Source organism: Maricaulis sp. MIT060901 (genome assembly GCF_047123815.1).
In the GTDB taxonomy this organism is placed as follows: Bacteria; Pseudomonadota; Alphaproteobacteria; order Caulobacterales; family Maricaulaceae; genus Maricaulis.
This window is the reverse complement of record NZ_CP138920.1, coordinates 1,450,952-1,472,782: the sequence shown is the minus strand read 5'-3', so window position 1 is coordinate 1,472,782 and position 21,831 is coordinate 1,450,952. Positions and strand designations below refer to the sequence as shown.

General features: G+C 61.2%; 19 protein-coding genes. 10 read left to right on the top strand and 9 right to left on the bottom strand.

Annotation, left to right across the window (positions count from 1 at the left end; all coding sequences use genetic code 11):
- Positions 1-18: 18 nt before the first annotated feature.
- The 3 genes from SIC17_RS07205 to SIC17_RS07195 all read left to right on the top strand — a co-directional run bounded on the left by SIC17_RS07205 (position 19) and on the right by SIC17_RS07195 (position 3,607).
- A complete protein-coding gene (locus SIC17_RS07205) occupies positions 19-1,278 on the top strand; it encodes a hypothetical protein (RefSeq protein ID WP_412546823.1) in 1,260 nt (419 codons plus the stop codon).
- Between the two features lie 38 nt (positions 1,279-1,316).
- Positions 1,317-1,679: a hypothetical protein gene (locus tag SIC17_RS07200; protein ID WP_412546822.1), complete on the top strand. Its 363-nt coding sequence runs from the start codon at positions 1,317-1,319 to the stop codon at positions 1,677-1,679.
- 71 nt (positions 1,680-1,750) lie between these two features.
- On the top strand, positions 1,751-3,607 hold the full coding sequence (locus SIC17_RS07195; RefSeq protein ID WP_412546821.1) for a DUF885 domain-containing protein: 1,857 nt from the start codon (positions 1,751-1,753) through the stop codon (positions 3,605-3,607).
- A 117-nt stretch (positions 3,608-3,724) separates the two neighbouring features.
- On the opposite strand, the gene SIC17_RS07190 is transcribed toward SIC17_RS07195, so the two are convergent.
- Positions 3,725-6,094, bottom strand: coding sequence for a TonB-dependent receptor (locus SIC17_RS07190; RefSeq protein WP_291890747.1), 2,370 nt, complete (start codon positions 6,092-6,094; stop codon positions 3,725-3,727).
- A gap of 172 nt (positions 6,095-6,266) precedes the next feature.
- Between SIC17_RS07190 and mtaB the strand changes: the two genes are divergently transcribed.
- Genes mtaB through SIC17_RS07175 form a run of 3 tightly spaced genes read left to right on the top strand, consistent with a single transcriptional unit; the run spans position 6,267 to position 9,385 of the window.
- A complete protein-coding gene (mtaB, locus tag SIC17_RS07185) occupies positions 6,267-7,601 on the top strand; it encodes a tRNA (N(6)-L-threonylcarbamoyladenosine(37)-C(2))-methylthiotransferase MtaB (RefSeq protein ID WP_412546820.1) in 1,335 nt (444 codons plus the stop codon).
- On the top strand, positions 7,598-8,527 hold the full coding sequence (ftsY, locus tag SIC17_RS07180) for a signal recognition particle-docking protein FtsY (protein ID WP_412546819.1): 930 nt from the start codon (positions 7,598-7,600) through the stop codon (positions 8,525-8,527). The genes mtaB and ftsY overlap by 4 nt, the downstream gene beginning before the upstream one ends.
- 3 nt (positions 8,528-8,530) lie before the next feature.
- On the top strand, positions 8,531-9,385 hold the full coding sequence (locus SIC17_RS07175) for a DMT family transporter (protein ID WP_291890744.1): 855 nt from the start codon (positions 8,531-8,533) through the stop codon (positions 9,383-9,385).
- A gap of 160 nt (positions 9,386-9,545) precedes the next feature.
- On the opposite strand, the gene SIC17_RS07170 is transcribed toward SIC17_RS07175, so the two are convergent.
- From SIC17_RS07170 to SIC17_RS07160, 3 genes are all read right to left on the bottom strand, one after another.
- Positions 9,546-9,878, bottom strand: coding sequence for a hypothetical protein (locus SIC17_RS07170; RefSeq protein ID WP_412546818.1), 333 nt, complete (start codon positions 9,876-9,878; stop codon positions 9,546-9,548).
- 87 nt (positions 9,879-9,965) lie between these two features.
- The gene (locus SIC17_RS07165; RefSeq protein ID WP_412546817.1) at positions 9,966-10,637 is read right to left on the bottom strand and encodes an SDR family NAD(P)-dependent oxidoreductase; all 672 of its coding nucleotides are present in this window, start codon (positions 10,635-10,637) and stop codon (positions 9,966-9,968) included.
- 83 nt (positions 10,638-10,720) lie between these two features.
- A complete protein-coding gene (locus SIC17_RS07160; protein ID WP_291890741.1) occupies positions 10,721-11,383 on the bottom strand; it encodes a hypothetical protein in 663 nt (220 codons plus the stop codon).
- A gap of 147 nt (positions 11,384-11,530) precedes the next feature.
- Between SIC17_RS07160 and SIC17_RS07155 the strand changes: the two genes are divergently transcribed.
- Together SIC17_RS07155 and SIC17_RS07150 are read left to right on the top strand one after the other, a co-directional pair.
- On the top strand, positions 11,531-12,433 hold the full coding sequence (locus tag SIC17_RS07155) for an acyl-CoA thioesterase (protein WP_412546816.1): 903 nt from the start codon (positions 11,531-11,533) through the stop codon (positions 12,431-12,433).
- Positions 12,434-12,435: 2 nt separating this feature from the next.
- Entirely contained in the window at positions 12,436-12,864 is a 429-nt protein-coding gene (locus SIC17_RS07150; RefSeq protein WP_291890739.1) for a PaaI family thioesterase, read from the top strand.
- Here the strand turns inward: SIC17_RS07150 and SIC17_RS07145 are convergent.
- Complete coding sequence (locus SIC17_RS07145; RefSeq protein ID WP_412546815.1) at positions 12,861-14,165, bottom strand: NADH:flavin oxidoreductase/NADH oxidase family protein; 1,305 nt, start codon at positions 14,163-14,165, stop codon at positions 12,861-12,863. The two genes, SIC17_RS07150 and SIC17_RS07145, sit on opposite strands and share 4 nt — an antisense overlap.
- 109 nt (positions 14,166-14,274) lie before the next feature.
- Between SIC17_RS07145 and SIC17_RS07140 the strand changes: the two genes are divergently transcribed.
- Together SIC17_RS07140 and SIC17_RS07135 are read left to right on the top strand one after the other, a co-directional pair.
- The gene (locus SIC17_RS07140) at positions 14,275-14,700 is read left to right on the top strand and encodes a hypothetical protein (protein WP_291890737.1); all 426 of its coding nucleotides are present in this window, start codon (positions 14,275-14,277) and stop codon (positions 14,698-14,700) included.
- Complete coding sequence (locus SIC17_RS07135) at positions 14,697-15,806, top strand: 2-hydroxychromene-2-carboxylate isomerase (protein WP_412546814.1); 1,110 nt, start codon at positions 14,697-14,699, stop codon at positions 15,804-15,806. Before SIC17_RS07140 ends, SIC17_RS07135 begins: the two co-directional genes overlap by 4 nt.
- A gap of 18 nt (positions 15,807-15,824) precedes the next feature.
- Here the strand turns inward: SIC17_RS07135 and SIC17_RS07130 are convergent, their stop codons facing one another.
- From SIC17_RS07130 to SIC17_RS07115, 4 genes are all read right to left on the bottom strand, one after another.
- On the bottom strand, positions 15,825-18,176 hold the full coding sequence (locus SIC17_RS07130; RefSeq protein ID WP_412546813.1) for a DEAD/DEAH box helicase: 2,352 nt from the start codon (positions 18,174-18,176) through the stop codon (positions 15,825-15,827).
- Positions 18,177-18,243: 67 nt separating this feature from the next.
- Positions 18,244-19,320, bottom strand: coding sequence for a radical SAM protein (locus tag SIC17_RS07125; RefSeq protein WP_412546909.1), 1,077 nt, complete (start codon positions 19,318-19,320; stop codon positions 18,244-18,246).
- Between the two features lie 54 nt (positions 19,321-19,374).
- Complete coding sequence (locus tag SIC17_RS07120; RefSeq protein WP_291890734.1) at positions 19,375-19,560, bottom strand: hypothetical protein; 186 nt, start codon at positions 19,558-19,560, stop codon at positions 19,375-19,377.
- Positions 19,561-19,662: 102 nt separating this feature from the next.
- A complete protein-coding gene (locus tag SIC17_RS07115; RefSeq protein WP_412546812.1) occupies positions 19,663-21,807 on the bottom strand; it encodes a putative bifunctional diguanylate cyclase/phosphodiesterase in 2,145 nt (714 codons plus the stop codon).
- Between the last annotated feature and the right edge of the window lie 24 nt (positions 21,808-21,831).

The window sequence follows — 21,831 nt, the reverse complement described above, 5'->3', positions numbered from 1 at the left end:
CGAACAAAAATGTCCTTGATGATGACGAGCAGCGCGGCTGCTCTGGTTATGGCGCTGCAAACGGCGCCGCAAGTTCACTATCAATTGTCGATCGAAGAAGGCGCGGATACGCGCCCGGTGGTGACGGTGGAACTTCGTTTCGATGGCGAAACAGACGGGTCCACGGACCTGTACTTACCCGACAACTGGGGCGGTGAGTCTGAATTGTGGAACGGCATCGAGTCGCTGGTGGTCGAGGGCGCAGATGTTTCGCAGGGCGATGAGGCCCGTGTGCGCGTGCTGACCCACGCGCCCGGTGCCGCGTTGACCGTACGTTATCAGCTTGTGCAGGACTGGCAGGGTGTGCCCAATGCCGAGCAAAGCAATTATCGCCCCATCCTGCAGCCCGGTTTTCTTCACCTGATCGGCAATACGTGGATCGCCGAGCCGGACCTCGGGTCGGACAAGACGGTGACCATGGATCTGCAGGCGCCGGAAGGCTGGACCCTGGCCAGTGACATGGATCATGGCGTTTCGACGATGGATGACATCATGCCCAGCGTCCTGGTCGCCGGGGATTATCAGGTATTCACAACGGAGCTGGACGGGGCTGCCATCCGCACCGGCATTCGCGGCGAAGGCTGGCCGATGAGCGAGCAGGCGTTTGCGGACGAAGTTGCGCGTGTGGTTGCCGCCAGTCATGCCTATTGGAACACGCCTGCGGAACCGTATTTTGTCTCGATCATGCCGGTCGATGCGCCGGAGAACTGGCAGAGCCTGGGCGGAACCAATCTGGGAGACAGTTTCGCCTTCTTCGCCACGCGCAATCTGGATCCGTCCATGCTCACCGAGATCCTGACGCACGAGCACACGCATACCTGGATGCCCTTGCGTCTGGGTGGGCTGATTGATGGTGATGAACAGCCGTCTGAATACTGGCTCTCTGAAGGCTTTACGGAGTTCCTGACCCAACGTGTCGGCGTCAATGGCGGCCTGTGGACCGCGGAGGAGTCCATTGCCTCCTGGAATGGTGCCTTGCAGGAATACTGGACCTCGCCGGTCAACGACCAGCCCAATTCCGCCATCACCACGGGGTTCTGGGCCGAGCGGGACTATCAGCGCCTGCCGTATCTGCGTGGAATGATGTTTGCCGCCCGGGCCGAGGCGCTCATCCGCGAGGCCACGCAGGGGCAGCGCGATCTGGATGATGTTTTCCAGCACATGCTGAATGTCGAAGAGGGCGTCACCGCCCCCAGGCTTTCCTGCCCGCGGTACAGGCGGTTGCGGGTATCGATCTGAGCGCAGAGGTCGAGCGCTATATCAATCAGGGCAATCTGGTGGATATCCCCGCTGACGCGTTTGGCGCTTGTGGCGAGGTTGTGACCCTGGATCAACCGGTCTTTGAATACGGGCTGACATGGGGCGATCCGCTTGAGGATGGTCGCCGTCACCTCGAAGCGGTTGACCCCGGGACCAATGCAGCACGCGCGGGCTTTCTGCCGGGCATGTTCCTGATCGAGCGTGTGGGCGGTGCCTATGGCGATGCCAGCCAGGAAAGCGTCTTCCGGGTCGAGCATGAGGGTGAAATTCGCGAAATCGGCTATCTGCCGACTAATGGCGAGACCTTCCCCCTGCAACAGATCATCGTCGCCGATGATGTGGATTGGCAGGCCTGCACACGCGTTCTGGCCGGCCGGTAATCACATCGCCCTTGCCCTTTGGGTCCGGTTCGCGCAAGTCTGCGGCGAATTGGATCCAATGGAGGGGTGAGATGATCAGCACAAAATTCTGGATGACGGGTAGCGCGGTCATGGCGTTGGCCCTGGCGGCCTGTTCGCCGTCCGCTGACGCGCCGGCCACCAGCGATGTCGCCAGCGACACGGCAGAAACCAGCAGCCCGGCTGCTGAAGCGCCGACTGAAAATGCCAGCGAAGACAGCTTGGCCTTTGTCCAGCTGGTTACGGATTATGAAGCGCACCAGGAAGCCAATTCCAACACCCGTCGTGGCCAGGAGGGCGATCTGGAGGCGTTGGCGTCCTGGGATGATATCTCTGCGGATGCCCAGGCAGCCGATAATGCGGCGGATGTCGCATTCCTGGAGCGCCTCGAGGCGATTGATGCCAGCCAGCTGACCCAGTCCGAAAAGGTCAGTCATGCCGTGCTGGACTATATCCTTCGCTTCTCGGTCGAGCTGTCCCAGTACAATACCAGCCGCATCCCCTTCCTGTCAGACAGCGGTTTCTTCTTCACCCCCTCCTACGCGGCCGCCTCGACGCGCCCGCGCACGATCGAGGAAGGCGAGGCCTGGATCCGCCGGATCGAGGGCATTGACGGCTATTTCGGTCAGAATCTCGACTGGATGACATCAGGCCTGAATGACGGTTTCACCCAGCCGCGGATCATTGCTGAAGGCGCCATCTCCCAGCTTGAAGGCCTGTTGGCCGACGCGGTGCTGGAAGGTGTCCTGATCATGCCGATCGACAATATGTCCCCGGCGCTGGATGCGGATGAACGCGCTCGCCTGCGGGCAGAGGCGCTGGCGGCGATCCGTGATCATGCCATTCCGGCCTATCAACGAGTGCTGGACTTCTTCAATGCACAGTACATGCCGGGGTCGCGCGACAGTATCGGTATTTCCGAAGTGCCGGGCGGCCGCGAATACTACCAGTCGCTGGTGCGCTATCACACGACGCTGGATACCTCTCCGGAGGAGGTGCACCAGCGCGGACTGTCCGAAGTCGCGCGCATCCGCGCCGAGATGGAAGAGGTGATCGCCGAGACGGGGTTTGAGGGCACGTTCGCAGAGTTTCTGGAGTTCCTGCGTACCGACCCGCAATTCTATGCCCAGAGTGAGGAAGAATTGCTGATGCACGCCGCCTGGATTTCCAAGCGCGCGGATGATGCGATGCCGGCCTTTTTCGGGCATTTGCCGCGCCTGCCCTATGGTGTGCGCCCGGTGCCGCCGAGCATGGCGCCGACCTATACGACCGGGCGTTACTGGCCGGGCAATAGCGAGACGGGTGTGGCCGGCGGCTACATGGTCAACACCTATAATCTCTCCCAACGTCCGCTCTATGTGTTGCCGGCGTTGAGTGTGCACGAGGCCGTACCGGGGCATCACCACCAGATCGCGATTGCGCAGGAGCTGGAGGATGTTCCCGACTTCCGACGCAATACCTACATCACTGCTTTCGGCGAGGGTTGGGGGCTCTATACGGAGAACCTGGCCATCGACATGGGACTCTACCGGACGCCGTACGAGAATTTCGGGCGGCTGACCTATGAGATGTGGCGTGCCTGCCGTCTCGTGGTGGATACCGGCATGCATTACATGGGCTGGACGCGCGAGGAGGCTGAGGCTTGCCTGCTGGAGAACTCCGCCCTGGCACCGCATAATGTTCGAACCGAGGTCCTTCGCTATATCGCCTGGCCGGGACAGGCCCTGGCCTACAAGACCGGTGAGCTGTTGATGCGCGATCTGCGTGCGGAAGCGGAAGAGCGTCTTGGCGCGCAGTTCGACATTCGCGCTTTCCATGACACCTTGCTGGAAGACGGCTCCATGCCGCTCTCTGCGCTGGAAGCAAAAATGCGCAGCTGGATCGACGAACAGGAAGCGGCCATCGAATAAGCCGCTCACCACGCGGAGCCGGCGGTAAAACCTTCCGGTGCGGCCGCGGGCGTCCGTTTTACGCACGAAAAAGGGCGGCCCGGGAGCCGCCCTTTCCTGTTTGTTGCTTGCGTCCGATCAGTATTGACGGCGCAGGGTCACACCGATGGTGCGCGGCTGGTTGGTGCGGAAGGAGAGGCGTGCCCGGCCGCCGCGTTCGCGGTCGAAGGACAGGTTCGCATTCTCGTCCATCACATTGTCGACGAAGGCGGTCAGCTGGGTGTTGCCCCAGTCGAGACCTGCCGACAGATAGCCGATGCCGTAAGGATCGAGGTGCAGGTCGACCCAGTTGCTCTCATTGCCGGTAGCACCGCCAAACGGCAGTCCGGAGAAAAACTGGCCTGCGCCGGTCTCCTGGTCGCTTGGCTGTGTGTAGCCGTCACCGACATGCTGGTAGGATGCGGTGAAGAAGCCTTCAGCACCTGATCCGGCCCAGCTGGCATCATAGGTGTAGACCGCGCTGACGGACATCATCAGCTCCGGTGTGGACGCCAGGCGGTTGCCTTCTCGAATGCCGGCGAGAACGGTGTTCGTGCCATCGACGACGGTGGAATCGAACTCTGCTCTCACATAGGTGCCGGCGAAGGCCACGAAGAGGTTGTCGGTGAGCTGGTTTGAGAATTCGAGCTCAAGACCACCCGCATGGGCCTCTTCAACGTTGAAGCTGACACGAGAGGAACAGGAGCCCGCGTCAAGCGTGACCTGAAGGTTCTCGATGTCATTGTGGAATACGGCGGCATTCAGTGTCCAGCCATTGGCCTGGCCCTTGATGCCTGCCTCATAGTTCCAGGACGTTTCATCATCATAATCCTGGAAGCCACCGAAGATCGCCTCGTCCGCGGCCGTACACAGGGTGGAGTTCAGCGGGTCATTGACGCCGCCGAGACGGAAGCCCTGGGCTGCCTGGACGTTGAATGTGAACGTGTCATTCAGGTCATGACTGAAGATGAAACGGGTATTGATTCCATCCGACGCGGTTGAATCCTGGACGTTGGAGAAGCCGGAGGAGAACAGTCCGCCCTGGGAGATGGTGCGGTTCTCCTCGAAGTCATACCAGCGACCGCCAAAGGTCACACGGGTCCGCTCTGAAGCGTGCCAGGTGGCCTCACCAAACACCGCAAACTGATCGATATTATAGTCGAGATCAGCACTGTAGGGGCTGTCGGCCGGGAAACCGTTCAGCGTGCCTGCAGCGGTGCCTGCGCCAAGCGTTGCATCGGTGGCAGCATCATATCCTGGAGTGGGCAGGCGCTGTTTGTAGTTGCGCTCGACGTCGGAGAAGAAACCGCCGACGATCCAGTCGAAATCACCATCGCCCGTCGAAGCCAGGCGCAGTTCCTGAGTGAACTGGGTCAGTTCGGTCGTGTCGCGCAGGTTGGACGGCAGGAGGACTGCCGCATCAGCGTAGCCAAGGTCCACAGAGACCGAGCCGGTCAGCGCGGAGGCGTCACGGCTGACGAGGATGGAGCGATCCATGAAGCTGGTGACAGAGGTCAGGGTGAAACCGTCATAGTCCACCTCAACCGTCAGGTCGGCCAGCATGGTCTCGTCTTCGAAACCTTCCTGAAGCAACAGATACTGCTCGCGTGGACCCATGGTGATGGCCGGGCGGGTCGTTGTGTGCTCATTGGCGAACAGATTAAAGCGTTCCTGGCGATTGAAACCGTCTGCCTGGATCTCCTGGTAAACGATCCGCGGTGTGACCCGCATATTGTCGCTGACATCCATGGCAAGTGCCGCACGAATACCGGTGCGATTACCGCCATTGACGTCCTCGGTGCGCGAGCCGCCTTCGCCCAGCGCATCGATAAAGCCGCCATATTCCGTATGGTAGGCCGCGATACGCAGTGCGGCCGTATCCCCAACCGGGAAGTTGACCATGCCCTTGAGGTGGCCACCCATTTCGCCATCTTCGACGCTGTTCACCTCGAACTCGGCTTCGGCCGAGTACTCGCCGATTTCCGGCTGGTTGGTGATGTAGCGAATGGTGCCGCCGATGGAGCCCGAACCAAAGAGCGTGCCCTGCGGGCCACGCAGTGTTTCGACGCGGTTGAGGTCGTAGAGGTCGAAATCCGGTGTGAAGAGCGAGAGCGAGATAACGGATTCGTCGAGATAGACACCAACCTGTTCCTTCACGCCCGGCTGGTCGCGGACGATCTGGCCGGCGGAGACACCGCGAATGGAAACCTGGCTCTGGCCTGGCCCGAGATTCTGGATGTTCAGACCGGCAACATTGCGGGCAATGTCCTCGATTGAACCGGCGCCGGTTGCGCGGATGTCTTCCGCGGTTTGTGCGTTGATGGAGAACGGAACTTCCTGCAGCGATTGCTCGCGCTTGGTTGCCGTTACAACGATCACTTCAGTGTCTTGAGCGAGCGTGGGTGCCGCTAAAGAAGCCGCAAGTACAACTGCCAGAGCAGTTGAAGCGAGCACTCCAGACTGTTTCATTTTATCTCTCCCCGGGGGTTTTTGTTGGAATGATTCCAAGTTGCCACAATATATTGGGGTGTTCGAGCATTATTCGTGTTTCGCGTTAAGAGGAAAAATCATTTTCCCCCACGCGTTGCGTACAGATCACACTTCTTGACTTTCCCCCATTGCTTCCCCTTATCCAGCCTGAATGAGTGATCGCGACGACAATCCTGCCGCTTCGGGCGCGGACCGGCCATCCGAACAGGTGCCGGATACCAAGCCGGGGCTGGACATCATGACCTTTGGCTGCCGCCTTAATGGCTGGGAGAGCGAGGTCATGCGCAAACATGCGCAGGATGCAGGGCTGTCCAATGCGATCCTCGTGAATACCTGTGCGGTCACCAATGAAGCCGTGCGCCAGGCCCGCCAGCAGATCCGCCGCGCCCGCCGTGAGAATCCGGAAGCGAAAATCATCGTCACAGGCTGTGCGGCCCAGGTGGATCCGGACATGTTCGCTCAGATGCCGGAAGTCGACCGTGTGGTCGGCAATGACGAGAAGCTGAAGGCGGAAACCTTCAAGCCGGACCTCTTGCTGGGCGGCACCGAGAAGGTTCGCGTCAATGACATCATGAGTGTGCGCGAGACTGCCGGGCACCTGGTGGAGGGCATGGAGGGGCGTGCGCGCGCCTATGTCCAGGTCCAGAATGGCTGTGATCACCGCTGCACCTTCTGCATTATCCCCTTCGGTCGCGGCAATTCGCGATCCGTGCCGGCGGGCGAAGTGGTCGACCAGATCAAGACGCTTGTCGACAAGGGGCATAGCGAGGTCGTGCTGACGGGCGTGGATCTCACCTCCTGGGGCGGCGACCTGCCGGGAACGCCGCAGCTGGGGCGTCTGGTCCAGGCCATCCTGAAACAGGTTCCGGACCTGCCACGCCTGCGCCTCTCCTCTATCGATGCCATCGAGATCGACGAACCCCTGTTCGAGGCCATTACAGGCGAAGCGCGCGTTGCGCCCTATCTTCACCTGTCCCTCCAGGCCGGAGACGACATGATCCTCAAGCGCATGAAGCGTCGCCATCTGCGTGATGATGCCATCGCCCTGTGCACGCGCCTGAAAGAGGCGCGTCCGGATATCGCCTTCGGCGCGGATCTGATCGCCGGTTTCCCGACCGAGACCGAGGCGATGTTCGAGAACTCGCTCAAGCTCGTCGACGAGTGCCAGCTGGCCTATCTGCACGTCTTCCCGTTTTCACCGCGACCGGGTACGCCGGCCGCGCGCATGCCGCAGCTGGATCGCGCCGTGATCAAGGAACGCGCCGCCCGCCTGCGGGCCAAGGCTGAAGAAGCGCTCAACCACCATCTCGACAGCATGATCGGGCGGGTTGATGCGGCACTCGTCGAGAAGCCGGGATTTGCCCGCGCCGGAAACTTTGCCGCCATCCGCTACCCCTCCGACACGGCGCCGCGGCCCGGCGCGCTTGTGAATATCGAGGTTTCGGGTCATGACGGGCGTGAATTGCAGGGGAATCTCGTCGAATGAGTGAGAAAAAGCCGGGCTTCTTTTCCCGACTGGCTGCGGGTCTGAAACGCACCTCGTCCAAGCTGGGCGAGTCCGTCACTGCGATCTTCACCAAGCGCAAGCTGGACCATGAGGCGATTGAGGAGCTGGAAGACACGCTCATCGCCGCGGATCTCGGCGCCGCTGCCGCGATGCGTGTGACCGAGCGCCTCGCCAAGGACCGTTTCGACAAGGAAGTAAGCGACGAGGAAGTGCGTGAAGTTCTCGCCTCGGTGGTCGCGGAAACGCTGGAACCCCTGGAAAAACCGCTCGCCCTGACCGGCAGTGCGCCGCGTGTGGTGCTGTTTGTGGGCGTAAACGGCTCGGGCAAGACGACAACGCTCGGCAAGATCGCGGTCAAGCTCAAGCGCCAGGGGCGCAATCCGGTGCTGGCCGCCGGCGACACTTTCCGTGCGGCCGCGATCGAACAGGTCTCCGTCTGGGGCGAGCGGGCCAAGGCGCCGGTCGTCAAGCGCGACATCGGCGCCGATGCGGCCGGACTGGCGTTCGATGCGCTGGAAGAGGCCGAGCGTGGCGGTCATGACGTGGTGTTGATCGACACGGCCGGACGTCTGCAGAACAAGTCCGAACTGATGGAAGAGCTCCGCAAGATCGTCCGCGTCATTCGCAAGAAAATCCCCGACGCACCGCACGAGGTGTTGCTGGTGCTTGATGGCACGGTCGGCTCCAACGCCGTGTCACAGGCGGAAGCCTTCCTGGAAGCCTCCGACGTGACCGGCGTGATCATGACCAAGCTGGACGGCACCGCCAAGGGCGGAGCCCTGGTCCAGGTGGCCGAGAAATTCCAGCTGCCGATCCACTATATCGGGATCGGTGAAGGCGAAGAAGATCTCCAGCCCTTCAGCGCGCTGGGTTTTGCCCGCGCCATTGCAGGCCTGGAGGCGTAGGGCTTGCTCGAAGCCCTCCCGCTCGCCAGCCTGGCCATGCTGTGCTCGGCGAGCCTGCATGCCTTCATGGGGCTGCTGACCAAACAGGCCGGAGACCGTCTGGTCTTTCGCGCCACGATGATGTCGATCGGCGCGGTCTATGTCCTGCCGATCCTGCTGAGCAATCCCATCCCGGACTGGAGTGTCTGGCGTTTTTTGCTGCTGGGCGCGGTCCTGCACTGGGCTTTCCAGATGGCGATGATCCGTGCGTTCGAACACGGCGATATGGGGCTGGTCTATCCGATCATGCGCGGTGGCGCGCCGCTGCTGGCGGGGCTCGTGGCCTTTCTGGTGCTGGGCGAGGTTTTGTCGATCTGGGAGATTGCGGGGCTGGTCGTGGCTTCGTTGGCGGTGCTCGGTTTCGGCTGGCCGGAAAAGGGTGGTCGCCCCAAGGTGCAGGCCATCGGATTCGCCCTCCTCGCAGCCGGTATGACGGCGCTCTATTCTGTCAATGACGCATCAGGCGCACGCGCGGCCAGCAGCCCCTTTGTCTATCTGGCCTGGTTTGCGGTGGTGACGGCGGTGCCGATCCTGCTGACCGCGCTGATCCGTCGGGGGCGTGATTTGCCGGGACTGATGCGCCAGGAGCTCAAGTCCGGTGCCATCGCCTCGATCTTTGGCCTGGCAAGTTACGGGTTCGCGTTGTTTGCCTATGCCAACGCAGCAGTGGGACCGATGTCCGCGCTGCGTGAAACTTCGGTCGTCATCGGCGCAATCCTGGCCGCTGTCGTGCTCAAGGAAGGTTTCGGCAAACGTCGTATCGCGCTGTCGGTCGTGCTGGTCGGTGGACTGATCGCGATGAGACTGGCGGCGGCGTGATTTCTTCCCCCTGCAGGGGGAAGATTGGGCGATAGGATGTTTCAATTTTCCAACACCTTCCCCCGGCGTATGCCGGGGTCTGGTTGATTTTCGGTGCAATCACGAATGCATGCCTGGCCCCGCAACAAGTGCGGGGGAACTCGATATTCCGACAGACGGTCTAACCTTCACTTAATGCATCAGCAGCGCGCTGTGTGACGGGAACGACGATAATCTCTCCATCTGCCAACTCAAAGAGAGCGTGAAAGTTGTGGTCACTGCCAAACACGGAACGATAGTTTCCACCATGCGGCGAGTAAGCCAGCGGTGGCAGCTGATCGATGTCCGCATCGGCAGTCAGGCGTTGATCGATGGCCTCTATAAGGGCACGAGCGAATGCGTCCAGTCCGAGAGTAAGTGTTGGTTTGGTGGCGCAAAACGAGGCTTCACCTGTGGAAGGCCAACAGGGCATAGTCTCATTGCCAGCCTCGGGGGCACCCTCTACAGACGTCAAGAACCTGGCGCTCGTTGGTTCTTCGCCATCCGGTTGGGCAAAAGCCGCTCAGAATGCCAACAACAAAGGTGATAGTACCATCAAACCCTAACCGCCGCGATTAACGGGCACCAGCGCGCCGGAAATCGCACGGCTGTTGTTCGACAGAAGAAAACCGATCACCTCTGCTGCCGCTTCCGGTTTCACCCAGCTGGACGTATCCGCGTCCGGCATGTCGGCGCGGTTGGTAGGGGTGTCGAGAATGGTCGGCAGGACTGCGTTGACGCGCACGCCGGCGCCAGCGCCTTCTTCCGCCAGGCTTTCGGTGAGTGCGTGCACACCGGCCTTCGAAGCCGTGTAGGCGGCCATGCCCAGACCCGGGGCTTTCACCGCAGAAGCGCCGATATTGACGATCGCCGCTTCGCCTTCAAACAGTGAAAACGCCGAGCGCGACGCAATCGCGGCGGTTTTTAGATTGATGCGGAACATCTTGTCGAAACCGTCAATCTCGCCGTCGGCGATCGTCTGCCAGATGAAACCGCCGGCGATATTGGCGATGCCGGTCAGGCCACCCATCTTTTCCTTCGCCGCGGCGAAGGCGGTCTGGACGGCCGCTTCATCGGTCAGGTCGACACCGCCGATGACGTGCTGTGCTGCGCTGGAGCCATTGTCGGCAGCCAGATCGATCGCGGTGACGGTGGCGCCGGTCTTGACCAGGTAAGCGACGACGGCCTGGCCCAGAATGCCCAGGGCGCCGGTGACGATGATCTTGTCTGACATGAGGATCTCCCGCTGTGTTGCGGGGCGGATAGCATGACCGTCACAAAGTGCAAGGGGCAAGCCGGGCCTGCCCCTTCACAGGATCAGCAGCGCATGCCGCGATAATCCTTCACATCCCAGGTCAGTCCCTGTTCATCCGTACCCGCCGTGTAGCCGCGGGGCAGTTCGTTCTGGTGGAAAGCGTTCTGCATCTGCAGAACCATCAGCTCACCGCTGCGCAGGAAGACGACGGCATATTGTCGATAGGCACTGAATTCATGAGTGCGCAGCGCGACGTTCAGCGCATCACCCATGATGGGTTCGATATCGGCCGGGTACGCTTCGCCCGTGCTGTCATCACGCAGGCACGCATTGAGGTCGACACCGCTGACATTGCGCGGGATTTCCCGGTTGCGCCATGATCCCGGTCGTTCCCAGGCGGCTTGCGCCATGGCGATGCGGTCGATCTGGCGTTCCGTGAAGATACGCTGTTCTTCTTCGGCGATCCGGCGTTCCTCTTCCTGGCGACGGCGTATTTCCTCGACCCGGCGGCGCTCTTCGTCAAACACGGCCGGACAGTCGGTTTCCCGCCGACCCAGCTCGGCATTGACCAGGCTGGTTTCCTCGACCTCGCGGCTGCCCGGATTGGCCTGGATACGGCAAAGTTGCAGGTCGGAGAAGCTGTAGACGTTCTCGGTGGTTACTGTGGTGGCGCAACCCGCCAGGGCGGTTGCGATTGCTGCTGCGGCGAGAGCAAGGCGTTTCATGAAAATCCCCCAATCAAAATCAGCGACAGAATACTGAGGGTTGTTTGCCAGACAACACCTGAACAGAGGATTGCAGGTTCGGGCTGGCTTTTTTTGCAGGCGCACCCAAAATGGCAAAAAACAAACAATGACGGCTGGTCCGAAAAAATGCAAGAGACAGAAGAAAGACGCCCGACGCAGGAAGAGGCACCCGGCGCGCTGGTTGACCTGTTGACGGTCGAGGAAATCGATACCGACCTGTATCGCGGCAAGCGCAATCCGGGCGGTCAGGGCCGGGTGTTTGGCGGTCAGGTGATCGCCCAAGCATTGATGTCGGCGGTCGGGTCGGTGGATGAAGGGCGCGTCGCCCATTCGCTGCACGCCTATTTCATGCGGCCGGGCGACGAAAAACTGCCGATCATCTTCCGTGTTGAACGTGATTATGACGGGGGGAGTTTTTCCAACCGGCGCGTTATTGCCATTCAGCGTGGCAAGCCGATTTTGAACATGACGGCTTCTTTCCAGCGCCAGGAAAAGGGGCTGGAACACCAGGCCGAGATGCCTGATGTGCCGCAACCGGAGGAGCTGGAGACAGAAGCGGAAATCGCCGAGCGCTATCGCGATCGTTTCCCCAAGGCCTTTGTCGATTTCATGACCCGGCCCCGGGCCATAGAACTACGTCCGGTCGAAAGCTGGCTCGATCCGGAAAACGAGGTGCGCAACGGCCTGCGCCAGACCTGGATCCGCACCTCAGGCCCGGTCGGTGATGATCCGATCATGCATCGTGCGATCCTGGCCTATGCCTCGGACATGACCCTGCTGGGCACCAGCATGAAGCCGCACGGTGTGAACTGGCTGATGCCGCAAATGCAGACGGCAAGCCTCGATCATGCGCTGTGGTTCCATGATGATGTGCGCGTGGACGACTGGCTGCTCTATGCCTGTGACAGCCCGTGGTCGGGCGGGTCGCGCGGGTTCAATCGCGGTCACCTGTTCACGCGCGATGGCAAGCTGATCGCCTCGGCGACCCAGGAAGGCCTGATCCGGTGGCGTGAAGACAGGAAGGGCTGAGTGTGACCCCGCAAATCCAGACAGAGGGCGAGTTCAAGGGCTGGCAATACTGGCCTGAAGAGCCGTTTGAGAGTCATGTCGGTCCGTTTTACCGCACGGTCGACGAAGAGGGCGTGATCGGTGCCTTTCGCGCTGAACGTAAACACATGAATGCAGGCGGTGTGGTGCATGGCGGCTGCCTGATGAGCTTTGCCGACTTCATGCTGTTCTCCATCGCCTGGGATGCCTTCGAGGACGGGAGCATGGGCGTCACAATGACCTTCAACTCCGAATTCCTAGATGGCGCACCGGAAGGCGCGCTGGTGACCAGCCGTGGCGAGGTCACCCGCATGGGCAAGTCCACCATATTCGTGCGCGGCATGATCTATTCCGAAGATCGTCCGGTGATGAGCTTTTCCGGTTCGATCCGCCGCTTCACACCCCGACCCTAGCGTTTGAGGTTTTTCGCGTCCTTGCCGTCCTGCATGTGGTGGGCGAGGAAGGCGAAGAGCATGTTCATCCTGTGTTTGGTCGGGCGTCCTTCGCCGAGGCGCAGGATGTTGCGATAGAAGAAGGCCATGTTGGCGAAACCGTTCATGGCCCGCAGCGTGGGATTCGAGCTTTCGGGCCCGAAAATACCCGGGCCCAGCGCCAGCGAGTCTTCCCAGGATGTCAGCCGGTCGAGTGACCCTTCGATCAGACGCTCCGGCAGGTCCGTATCAACGCAGAGCGGTCGCGCCAGGCCGATGACCTGGATGTCGTCTTCATTGAGGGCCGCCAGCATGGCCTCGCGGGAGCGGAAGCCACCGGTGACCATCAGCGGGATATTACAGTTCTTACGGATCGCGGTCGCATAGTTCAGGAAATAGGCTTCGCGGGCGCGCGTTGACGCCTTCACCGCCGTCTCGTCCTTGTAGACCGGTTCCAGGCCTTCAATGCCAAGCAGGGCGGGCTGTTCGTAATTGCCGCCGGAAATCTCGACCAGATCAACGCCGGCCTGTTCCAGCATGCCGACAACGCTGATGCATTCATCCAGCGCAAAGCCGCCCTTCTGGAAGTCAGAGGAGTTGAGTTTGACCCCGATCGGATAGTCCGATCCGACCGCTGCGCGGACGGCGGCAATGATCTCCAGCAACAGGCGGGCCCGGTTTTCCAGCGAACCGCCCCATTCATCCTCGCGTTGATTGATCAGCGGGTTGAGGAATTCCGACAACAGATAGCCGTGCGCCGAGTGAACCTGGACCCCTGTAAACCCGGCGGTTTTGGCGACGCTGGCGGTGTGCGCGAAACGGGCGATGACATCCTTGATCTCATCCGTGGTCAGGGCGCGTGGCTTGGCGAAAAGCCCACCGGGCAAAGCAACTTCGCCGATGGCGGAAGGAGCGACCGGCTCGGTGGCGATGGCCTTGGGTGACTGGCGGCCGGCATGGGAGATCTGCATCCAGATATGCCCGCCTCCGGAGCGTCCGGCCTCGGCCATCTTGCTGAGACCGTGCATCTGTTCGTCGGATTGCTCCCCATCGATGACGATATTGGCGGCGCGCTCGAGATAGCGCTTGTCGACCATGACATTGCCGGTGACAGAGAGGCCCAGCCCACCTTCCGCCCAGGCCTCGTACAGCCGGGCGTGTTTGTCGGTGGCGCGATTGTGATCATCGGCCAGGCCTTCCGTCATCGCGGATTTGCACAGACGGTTCGGCAGGGTGGCGCCGCAGGGCAGGGTGAGCGGATCGCCCAGATTGATCTTAGTCATGAAGCCCTCAAAACATTCCTTCTGCGGGAATTTGGATCAATTGCGCATCGCTTGGCAAACACTGTTTACCCGGCCTACGGTGTTCCGATCAAAACCGGGGGAGAGCTTGATGAAGATCGAACACGCGCTGGAGCCGACAGAGGCGCAGCTCAACGCGATCCTGGCGACGGGCAAGAGCGGCGAAGTCCACATGCTCAACCTGCTGAAATTCCGCGAATTCGCTGCCTATGAGGACGGGCGGGACGCGGACATGCCCGGGCGCGATGCCTATCTGCATCGGTATGGCGCTCCGATGGTTGAAATGGTGATGAAGGCCGGTGGTAGTCTGAAGTTTTCCTCTGTGCCCTCCGCATTGCTGGTCGGTGAGGTGGAAATGCCCTGGGATATGGTCGCGATTATAACCTATCCATCCATCAAAACCCTGATCGACATCTCGATGACACCTCAATTCCAGGAGATTGCCGTTCACCGCAAGGCGGGTCTGGAAGGCCAGCTCCTCATCCCGTGTTTTGGTGAGGACACGGCAATCGCATGAGTCTGAAAACCCTCGCGCCGCAGGTCCTGACCAGTTCGACCCTGCGCAATACCGTGCGCCTGTGGCACCTGCTGGGGCGCAGGCTTGGCGGCAAGGCGGCGACGTTGCACGCGTTTCTGGAGCCGGGTGAGCCCTATTCAGAATTGCTGGTGCAGGCCTTGCCCAAACTTCAGGAGACCTATGGGCTTGATGTTGTGAAACACCGGGTCGGTGCACCGGAAAAGTCCGCTGCGCCGGAACCCGAGCTGCTCAGGGATTGGTCCGATCTGGATGCCCAGGCGCTGGCCGACGTTCACGGTCTGGCCGGAGTGAAAGGTGTAGTGAGCGATGTCGAAGGCGAAGTGGAAGCAGGCACGGTCTTGCGTCACAAGCTGGGTCATTACGCATCCGGAATGATCTGGTTTGAAGGCGAGTGGTACTGGGGTGTCGACCGTCTGGTGCACCTGGAGCGCCGGCTTGGGGCGGTGCGCGGGCAGGCGCTGTTCGAGCCGCCTGCGGAGACAGGTGCGAGGACCGGTGGCAGCTTCGAGATGTTCTTCTCGCTGCGCAGTCCCTACAGCTATATCGCCCTGATGCGCGTGTTCGATCTTGCCCGTCGCTGGGGCGCTGAAATCAAGCTGCGTCCCGTCTTGCCGATGGTCATGCGCGCCTTGCCCGTGCCACGGGAGAAACGTTTCTACATTGTGCGCGACTGCGCGAGGGAGGCCGAACGTTTCGGGCTCGAATTCGGCAACATCTGTGATCCGCTGGGCAAAGGGGTCGAAAACGGGCTCGCCATCCTGGTCGACGAGATCAATGCCGGTCGCGGTGAGGTGTTTGTCCAGAGCTTCATGCGCGGTGTGTGGAGCGAGGGCCTGGATGCGTCCAGACCGGCCAGGTTCTACAAGATCTGCAAGCGCGCGGGCATCGACTGGAAACACGCCGAAGCGGTCATCGCGACCCAGGATTGGCGCGAAGTGGTTGAGACCAATCGCCAGGACATGTTCGCCGGTGGCCATTGGGGCGTGCCGTCCTTCCGAGTCGGCACACGCATGTGTTTCGGTCAGGACCGGCTGTGGCAGGTCGGTGAGTGGCTCGCCGAGGAGGCGGGACAGGAACCGGCATGACCGGTTCCTGTTGAAGCGTTAGCTGCGCGGTTTGCGCGGGGCCTTGCGGAGGCTGGCACCCTTGGGCCCGCCTTTTGCTCCCGGCTTGCCGGAGCTGGTCGTGGAGCGTCGGCGCGGACGATCTTCGGGTCCGGGGGCTCCATCGCGGAAATCACGCTTTTTCTTGAATCCGCCGGTCGGACCTTTTGATCCGCCCTTGGCGCCGAAGGGCTTCTTCCCTTTGGGTGTGCGCGGATCCTTCATCTTGCGACGCGGCTCATCGGAACGGTCATCCGAGTTGAACTCACGATCATCGCGGCGTTTGAAGTCTCGTTTCTTGCCGTCGGTCGGACGGTTGTCGCGGCGTGGCTTGCGGTTGTCGCGGTCCTTCCAGGCCGGACGATTATCCTGGTCACCCAGCAGCTCATCCAGCGAGACATTTTCGTCGGCGGGACGGCGTTCGCCACGATCTTTGTCACGCGGGCGGTCATCCCTGGGAGGGCGTGGCTTGCGGGGCTTGTCGAAGGAGCGCTCCTCGTCGCGCGGGCGGCGCGGACGATCATTCCAGTCCTTGCGGTCGCGATTGTCCGGCCGGCGATCATCGCGATCCCGGCTTCCGCGTTCGCCGCGGTCCCGGTTCTCGCGATGCGGACGGTCGCCGCGCTCGCGGCGTTCGCCATCACCGTCGCGGTCCCGGCGCGGGCGCTCCTGGAAGGGGCGCTTCTCGCGCGCCGGAGGCTCTTCATCGGTCTGCACGATGCGGACGTTCTTTTCGCCGCCGCCAGAGGCTTCCAGACCAGCCTTGAACTGGTCCAGACCCTTGGCGGAAATCTCGACCCAGCTGTCTTCCTCACGAATACGGATCGAGCCGATTTCGCGCTTGGTGACATCACCGGCGCGGCAGACCAGCGGCAACAGCCAGCGCGGTTCCGCGCCATGCTTGCGACCGGTGTTCAGCTTGAACCAGCCGCCGTGCTGGAAGTTATCGCGTTCGGACTTGGTCTTGGGCTGCGGCGCAGCCATCAGCTCTTCGGGAGCCGGCATGCCCTTCATCTGCGAGCGGATGAAGGCGGCAGCGATCTGTTCGGCGCCGAAGCTCTCAAGCAGCTGTTTGGCATCCTCGAGTAGTTCAGGCTCGACCTCGTCGGTCAGGGCGGCATCCGCCAGGATACGTGCGCGATCCTTTTCCAGGATGGCCTCGGCACTCGGCGGTGCGATCCAGTCGGCTTCGATGCCGCCATTGCGCAGCAGGGCGCGTGCGCGACCGGTCCGGCTGTACGGTACGATCAGGGCGCAAATGCCTTTGTTGCCCGCGCGTCCGGTGCGACCGGAGCGGTGTTTCAGCGTTTCGGCATTGGTCGGCAGATCTGCGTGGATCACCAGTTCAAGGCCCGGCAGGTCGATGCCCCGCGCGGCAACATCGGTGGCGATACACACCCGCGCCCGGCCGTCACGCATGGCCTGAAGGGCGTGGCTGCGCTCTTTCTGGCTTAGCTCACCAGACAGGGCGACAGCGGAAAATCCGCGATTACCCAGCTTGCTGGCCAGACGACTGACACCTTCGCGTGTCGCGCAGAAAACGATGGCACGCTGGGCGTCGTTGAAGCGCAGGATGTTGACGATGGCGTTCTCGCGATCGGGCGCCTGGACCGTCATCACCTGGTAGGAAATGTCGCCGTGCTGTTCCTTCTCGCCAGCGGTTTCCAGACGCATGGCGTCGTTCTGGTACTTCTTGGCAAGACGGGCGATGCCGTGCGGGACGGTGGCCGAGAAAAGCAGGGTCCGGCGGCCATCGGGAGACTGGTTGAGGATGAATTCCAGGTCTTCCTCGAAGCCGAAATCGAGCATCTCGTCAGCTTCGTCGAGGACCACAGCACGGGCATCGGAAAGGTCCAGTGCGCCGCGCTCGATGTGATCGCGCAGACGCCCCGGTGTGCCGACTACGATGTGGCAGCCACGCTCCAGTGCCTTGCGTTCAGAGCGCGGATCCATGCCACCGACACAGGAGGCAATGCGGGCCTTGGCTTCGCCGTACAGCCATTGCAGTTCGCGCTGGACCTGCAGGGCCAGCTCACGCGTCGGGGCGATTACCAGGGCCAGCGGTGAACCGGCGAAATCGAACTGATCCTTGTCGCCCAGCAGTTCCGGTGCCATGGCCAGGCCAAAGGCGACCGTCTTGCCCGAACCCGTCTGGGCAGACACCAACATGTCCCGCCCGGCAGCCTCGTCGGTCAGCACAGCGCTCTGGACTTCGGTGAGCTCTTCATAGCCCTTGATATCGAGCGCGCGCGCCAGCGACGGCACGATATTCGCGTTATTGGTCATTGTCTGGTCAATCCGATCCGGCGCATCTCGCGCCCCTGGCTGCATCTTGCCCGTCGCAGCTTTCATGGTCTGCCCCGCAGGCAGCGCGCGGGCATTAGCACAGATTGGCCGGAATGGAAAACGCAGCTGCAGATCAGATCGCGCGGCTGTGCTGTTCCTCCCGCACGATGAAGTTGGGATCGATCCGCGCAGCCAGGTTGCGCGCATAGGGACGACCCTGTTGCGGCACCTGAAGGCGCTGATCCTCGACGAGGACCAGACCATCGGCTTGCATGTCGGCGATCGCATCGAGATCGATTCTGGGGTCCAGCGGAAGTTCGAAATCGCACATCAATCGCTCGATGCGGGCAGCGATCCGGCGGTCGCCGGCGTCACGTTGCAGGCCGCGCACAAAGCTGGAGCGTCCCTCTTCTCGGGTATCCGCGTAGCGGGCGGGATCCGGCTGGTTTTGCAGATAGCCGCCAGGGGCCTCGCTGATCGAGGAGGCGCCCAGCCCCGTCAGCACCTCGTAATCATCATCCGTATAGCCCTGGAAGTTCCGGCATAACCGGCCTTCACGAGTGCGTATCGCCATCGAGTCGTCGGGCTTGGCGAAATGGTCGAAGCCGACGGGTTGATAGCCATGGCTTTCCAGCACCGACGAGGCTGCGAGCATCTGTTCGAAGCGCTCCCGTGCACCGGGCAAGCGATCTTCCGGAATGGCTTTCTGGTGTTTCTTGAACCAGGGCACGTGCGCATATCCGAACACGGCAATGCGGTCGGGCGACAGCTCTGCGACCGCATGCGCGGTCATCTCGACACGGTCGACCGTCTGGGCAGGCAGGCCATACATGATGTCAGTATTGATCGCGGCGATGCCAGCCTCGCGCAAATTCTGGACGGCCTGGCGGACAACACTCAGCGGCTGGATGCGGTGGATGAGTTTCTGAACCTCGTCGGATAGGTCCTCGACTCCCAGGCTGGCGCGATTGAAGCCCAGCTCGCCCAATCGCGTTGCCAGTGCCCGGGTTACCCCGCGCGGGTCAAGCTCGGCGGCAATCTCGGCGTCGGTTGCCAGGGGGAAGGCATCGCGGATTTCCTGCATGAGGTCGCTGAACTGGTCCGGGCTCAGCATGTCCGGTGAACCGCCTCCGAAATGGATATGGTGGATCTGTGCATCTGCCGGCAGCGACGCGGCCCGATGGCGTATCTCGTCTTTCAGTGCGTCCAGATAACGTTCGATTCGCTCCGACTTGTTGGGAATGGTGGTGTTGCAGCCGCAATACTAGCACATCGTCTTGCAAAAGGGGATGTGGAGGTAGAGCGAGATTTTCGGAGCTGCGGGAAGCGCCTGCATCCAGCTGGCCCACAGCGGCTCACCATCCACTTCGCCAAAGCCTTTGGCAGGCGGGTAGGAGGTATAGCGAGGCACGCTTTCGAGTGCGTAATTTGGCAGAAAACGAGGGGTCATGTCGGCGCATTCCTGAGCAGTTCAGGTGCACGCTACTCGTTTTTCGACCCCAATATAAATGTGCCCTTTGCGCGCAGCTTCAATTTACCGCGCCTGACCGGATCAGGCTGCGCGGCGGTGGTTTTCCAGATGCTGACGCAGGGCGCTGATTGTCATTGGGCGACCGAAGTTCCAGCCTTGCATGAAGCGGAAGCCGAGAAGCTTGAGCATGGCGGCCTGGCTTTCGGTTTCAACTCCCTCGGCGACGAGGTCCTTTTTCAGCGCATCGCCAAGCAGGGACATGGCCTGGAGCATTTTGTTGGAGCCATCGCCCTTGCCGATCGAGCGGACGAAACTCTTGTCGATCTTGATCTTGTCGAACGGGATCTGGTGCAGATATCCCATGCCGGCGAAACCGGTTCCGAAATCGTCCAGATTCAATTTGAAGCCGGCTTCGGAGAAGGAGACCAGCCGCTCGCGCGCGCGCTCGAAATCCTCGACCAGAACGGCCTCTGTCAGTTCGATCTCGATCTGGTTCGGCTTGAGGCCTGCATCCATCAGCTTGTCGACATAGTGATGGCAGATATTGGCGGCATTGAGCTGCGCGGGAGACAGGTTGATCGAGATGGTGTGCGACGTGGTTTCGTCGAAATCCTCACACAACGTGCTGATGACAAAATCGCCCAGCTTCTGGATCAATTTGGAGCGTTCGGCGACCGGGATGAAGACATCCGGCGGTACAGCACCGCGCTCTTCATTTTCCCAGCGCAGCAGCGCTTCGACGGATACGACCTCGTCCGTGTTGGCGTCCATGATCGGCTGGTAGGCGACATAGAACTCCTTGTTGGCGAGGCCTTCCTCGATCGCGGCTTCCATATTGCGGCGATGATTATGTTCGAGGCCCAGGCTGTTGTCATAGGTCAGCGGCTGGTCAAGCTGTTCGGCCTTGGCGCGATACATGGCCAGGTCTGCTTCCTCGATCAGGGTGTCAAAACTCTTCGGCGTTTGTTCGGTCGACCAGCTAATGCCGATGGCCCCGCCGATATCGTAGAGACGGCCATCGTGTTCGACAGGGTGATCAAGACTGCCAGAAAGGCGACGGGCGATATTGAGAGCAGCGCTTGTCGCCTCTTCACCAATCATTACGCAGGCAAACTCGTCCCCGCCGATCCGCGCCAGCAAAACATCGGCTGGAATGACCGAGCGGAAGCGTTGGGCAACGGCCCTGATGACTGCATCACCGGCATGGTGACCGGCCTTGTCATTGACCGCCTTGAAGCCGTTGAGATCGATATAGATGATCGCGGCCTGGCCCCTTGCTGCAGCATCCTCGGCGGTGGGACTTTCGATGAAATCGGTAAAGCCCTGGCGATTGGCGAGGCCGGAAAGGCTGTCCCGGCGCGCCGCAAGGCGCGCCCGGCGTTCATTATTGGTGACGCGACGGCCGAGCTTGCGAACGTGCAGGCGCAGGAATTGGAACGCGACCAGAAACAGCGCGACATAGGCGATCAGCGGCAGGAGGGCAAAACGCAAGGACTCGATGCCCGGCAGGGACGGGCTCCACACCAGGTGGCCGACTGTGTGTCCCCGGGCGTCCGCCAGCGGAACCGAACCCGTGACCGAGGGGTGGCTCGACGGTGTCAAAGCGATGTTCTCTAGCAGGTAGTTCGCGCCAAGCTCATCGAAGAAATACTTGTCCATTCGCGTGCCGATGATGATCAGCGGTACGGTGGCGATGTCCAGAATGGAGCGATCTTCGTGTTCACCGATTGCGGTCGCAGACATCAGATAGATATGGCCATTCAGCTCGGCCATGTGAGTGGCGCGCCAGAGTTCATTGGCCTGCGCCTCGAGCAGGTCTGCGCGGACCTGGGAAAGAGTTTCCTCACTCAGCAGTGAGCTGCGAACCTTTGAACCCGTCTCGCGATGCCAGGAGTATGTTTGCCCTTCGCTCTCCTGAGTCAGGACAACGAAGTCGAAGGAGCCGTGATCCTCGAACGGGCTGGCCATGCTCTCCGCGAGAATCCCCGTATCTCCGGCTTGGAAGATATAGAGAAGGTCGGCCCACCACCCGTAGTCGGTGGCCCAGTTTTCATTCTGGATGGAAGCCGCTCGAACGCCTGCCGAAAGTAGTCTCTGATCCGTTTCCAGCGCATTGCGATTCAATGCACCGACAAAGAAATAGATCGTGAGGATTGAGGCGATCAAAGAAATCAGAGCAGCGGAGCTGATATAGAGCCCCAGACGCTTTTCCAACGGATTTCGCATAGTCTTCCCGGTACTTCTCGAAAG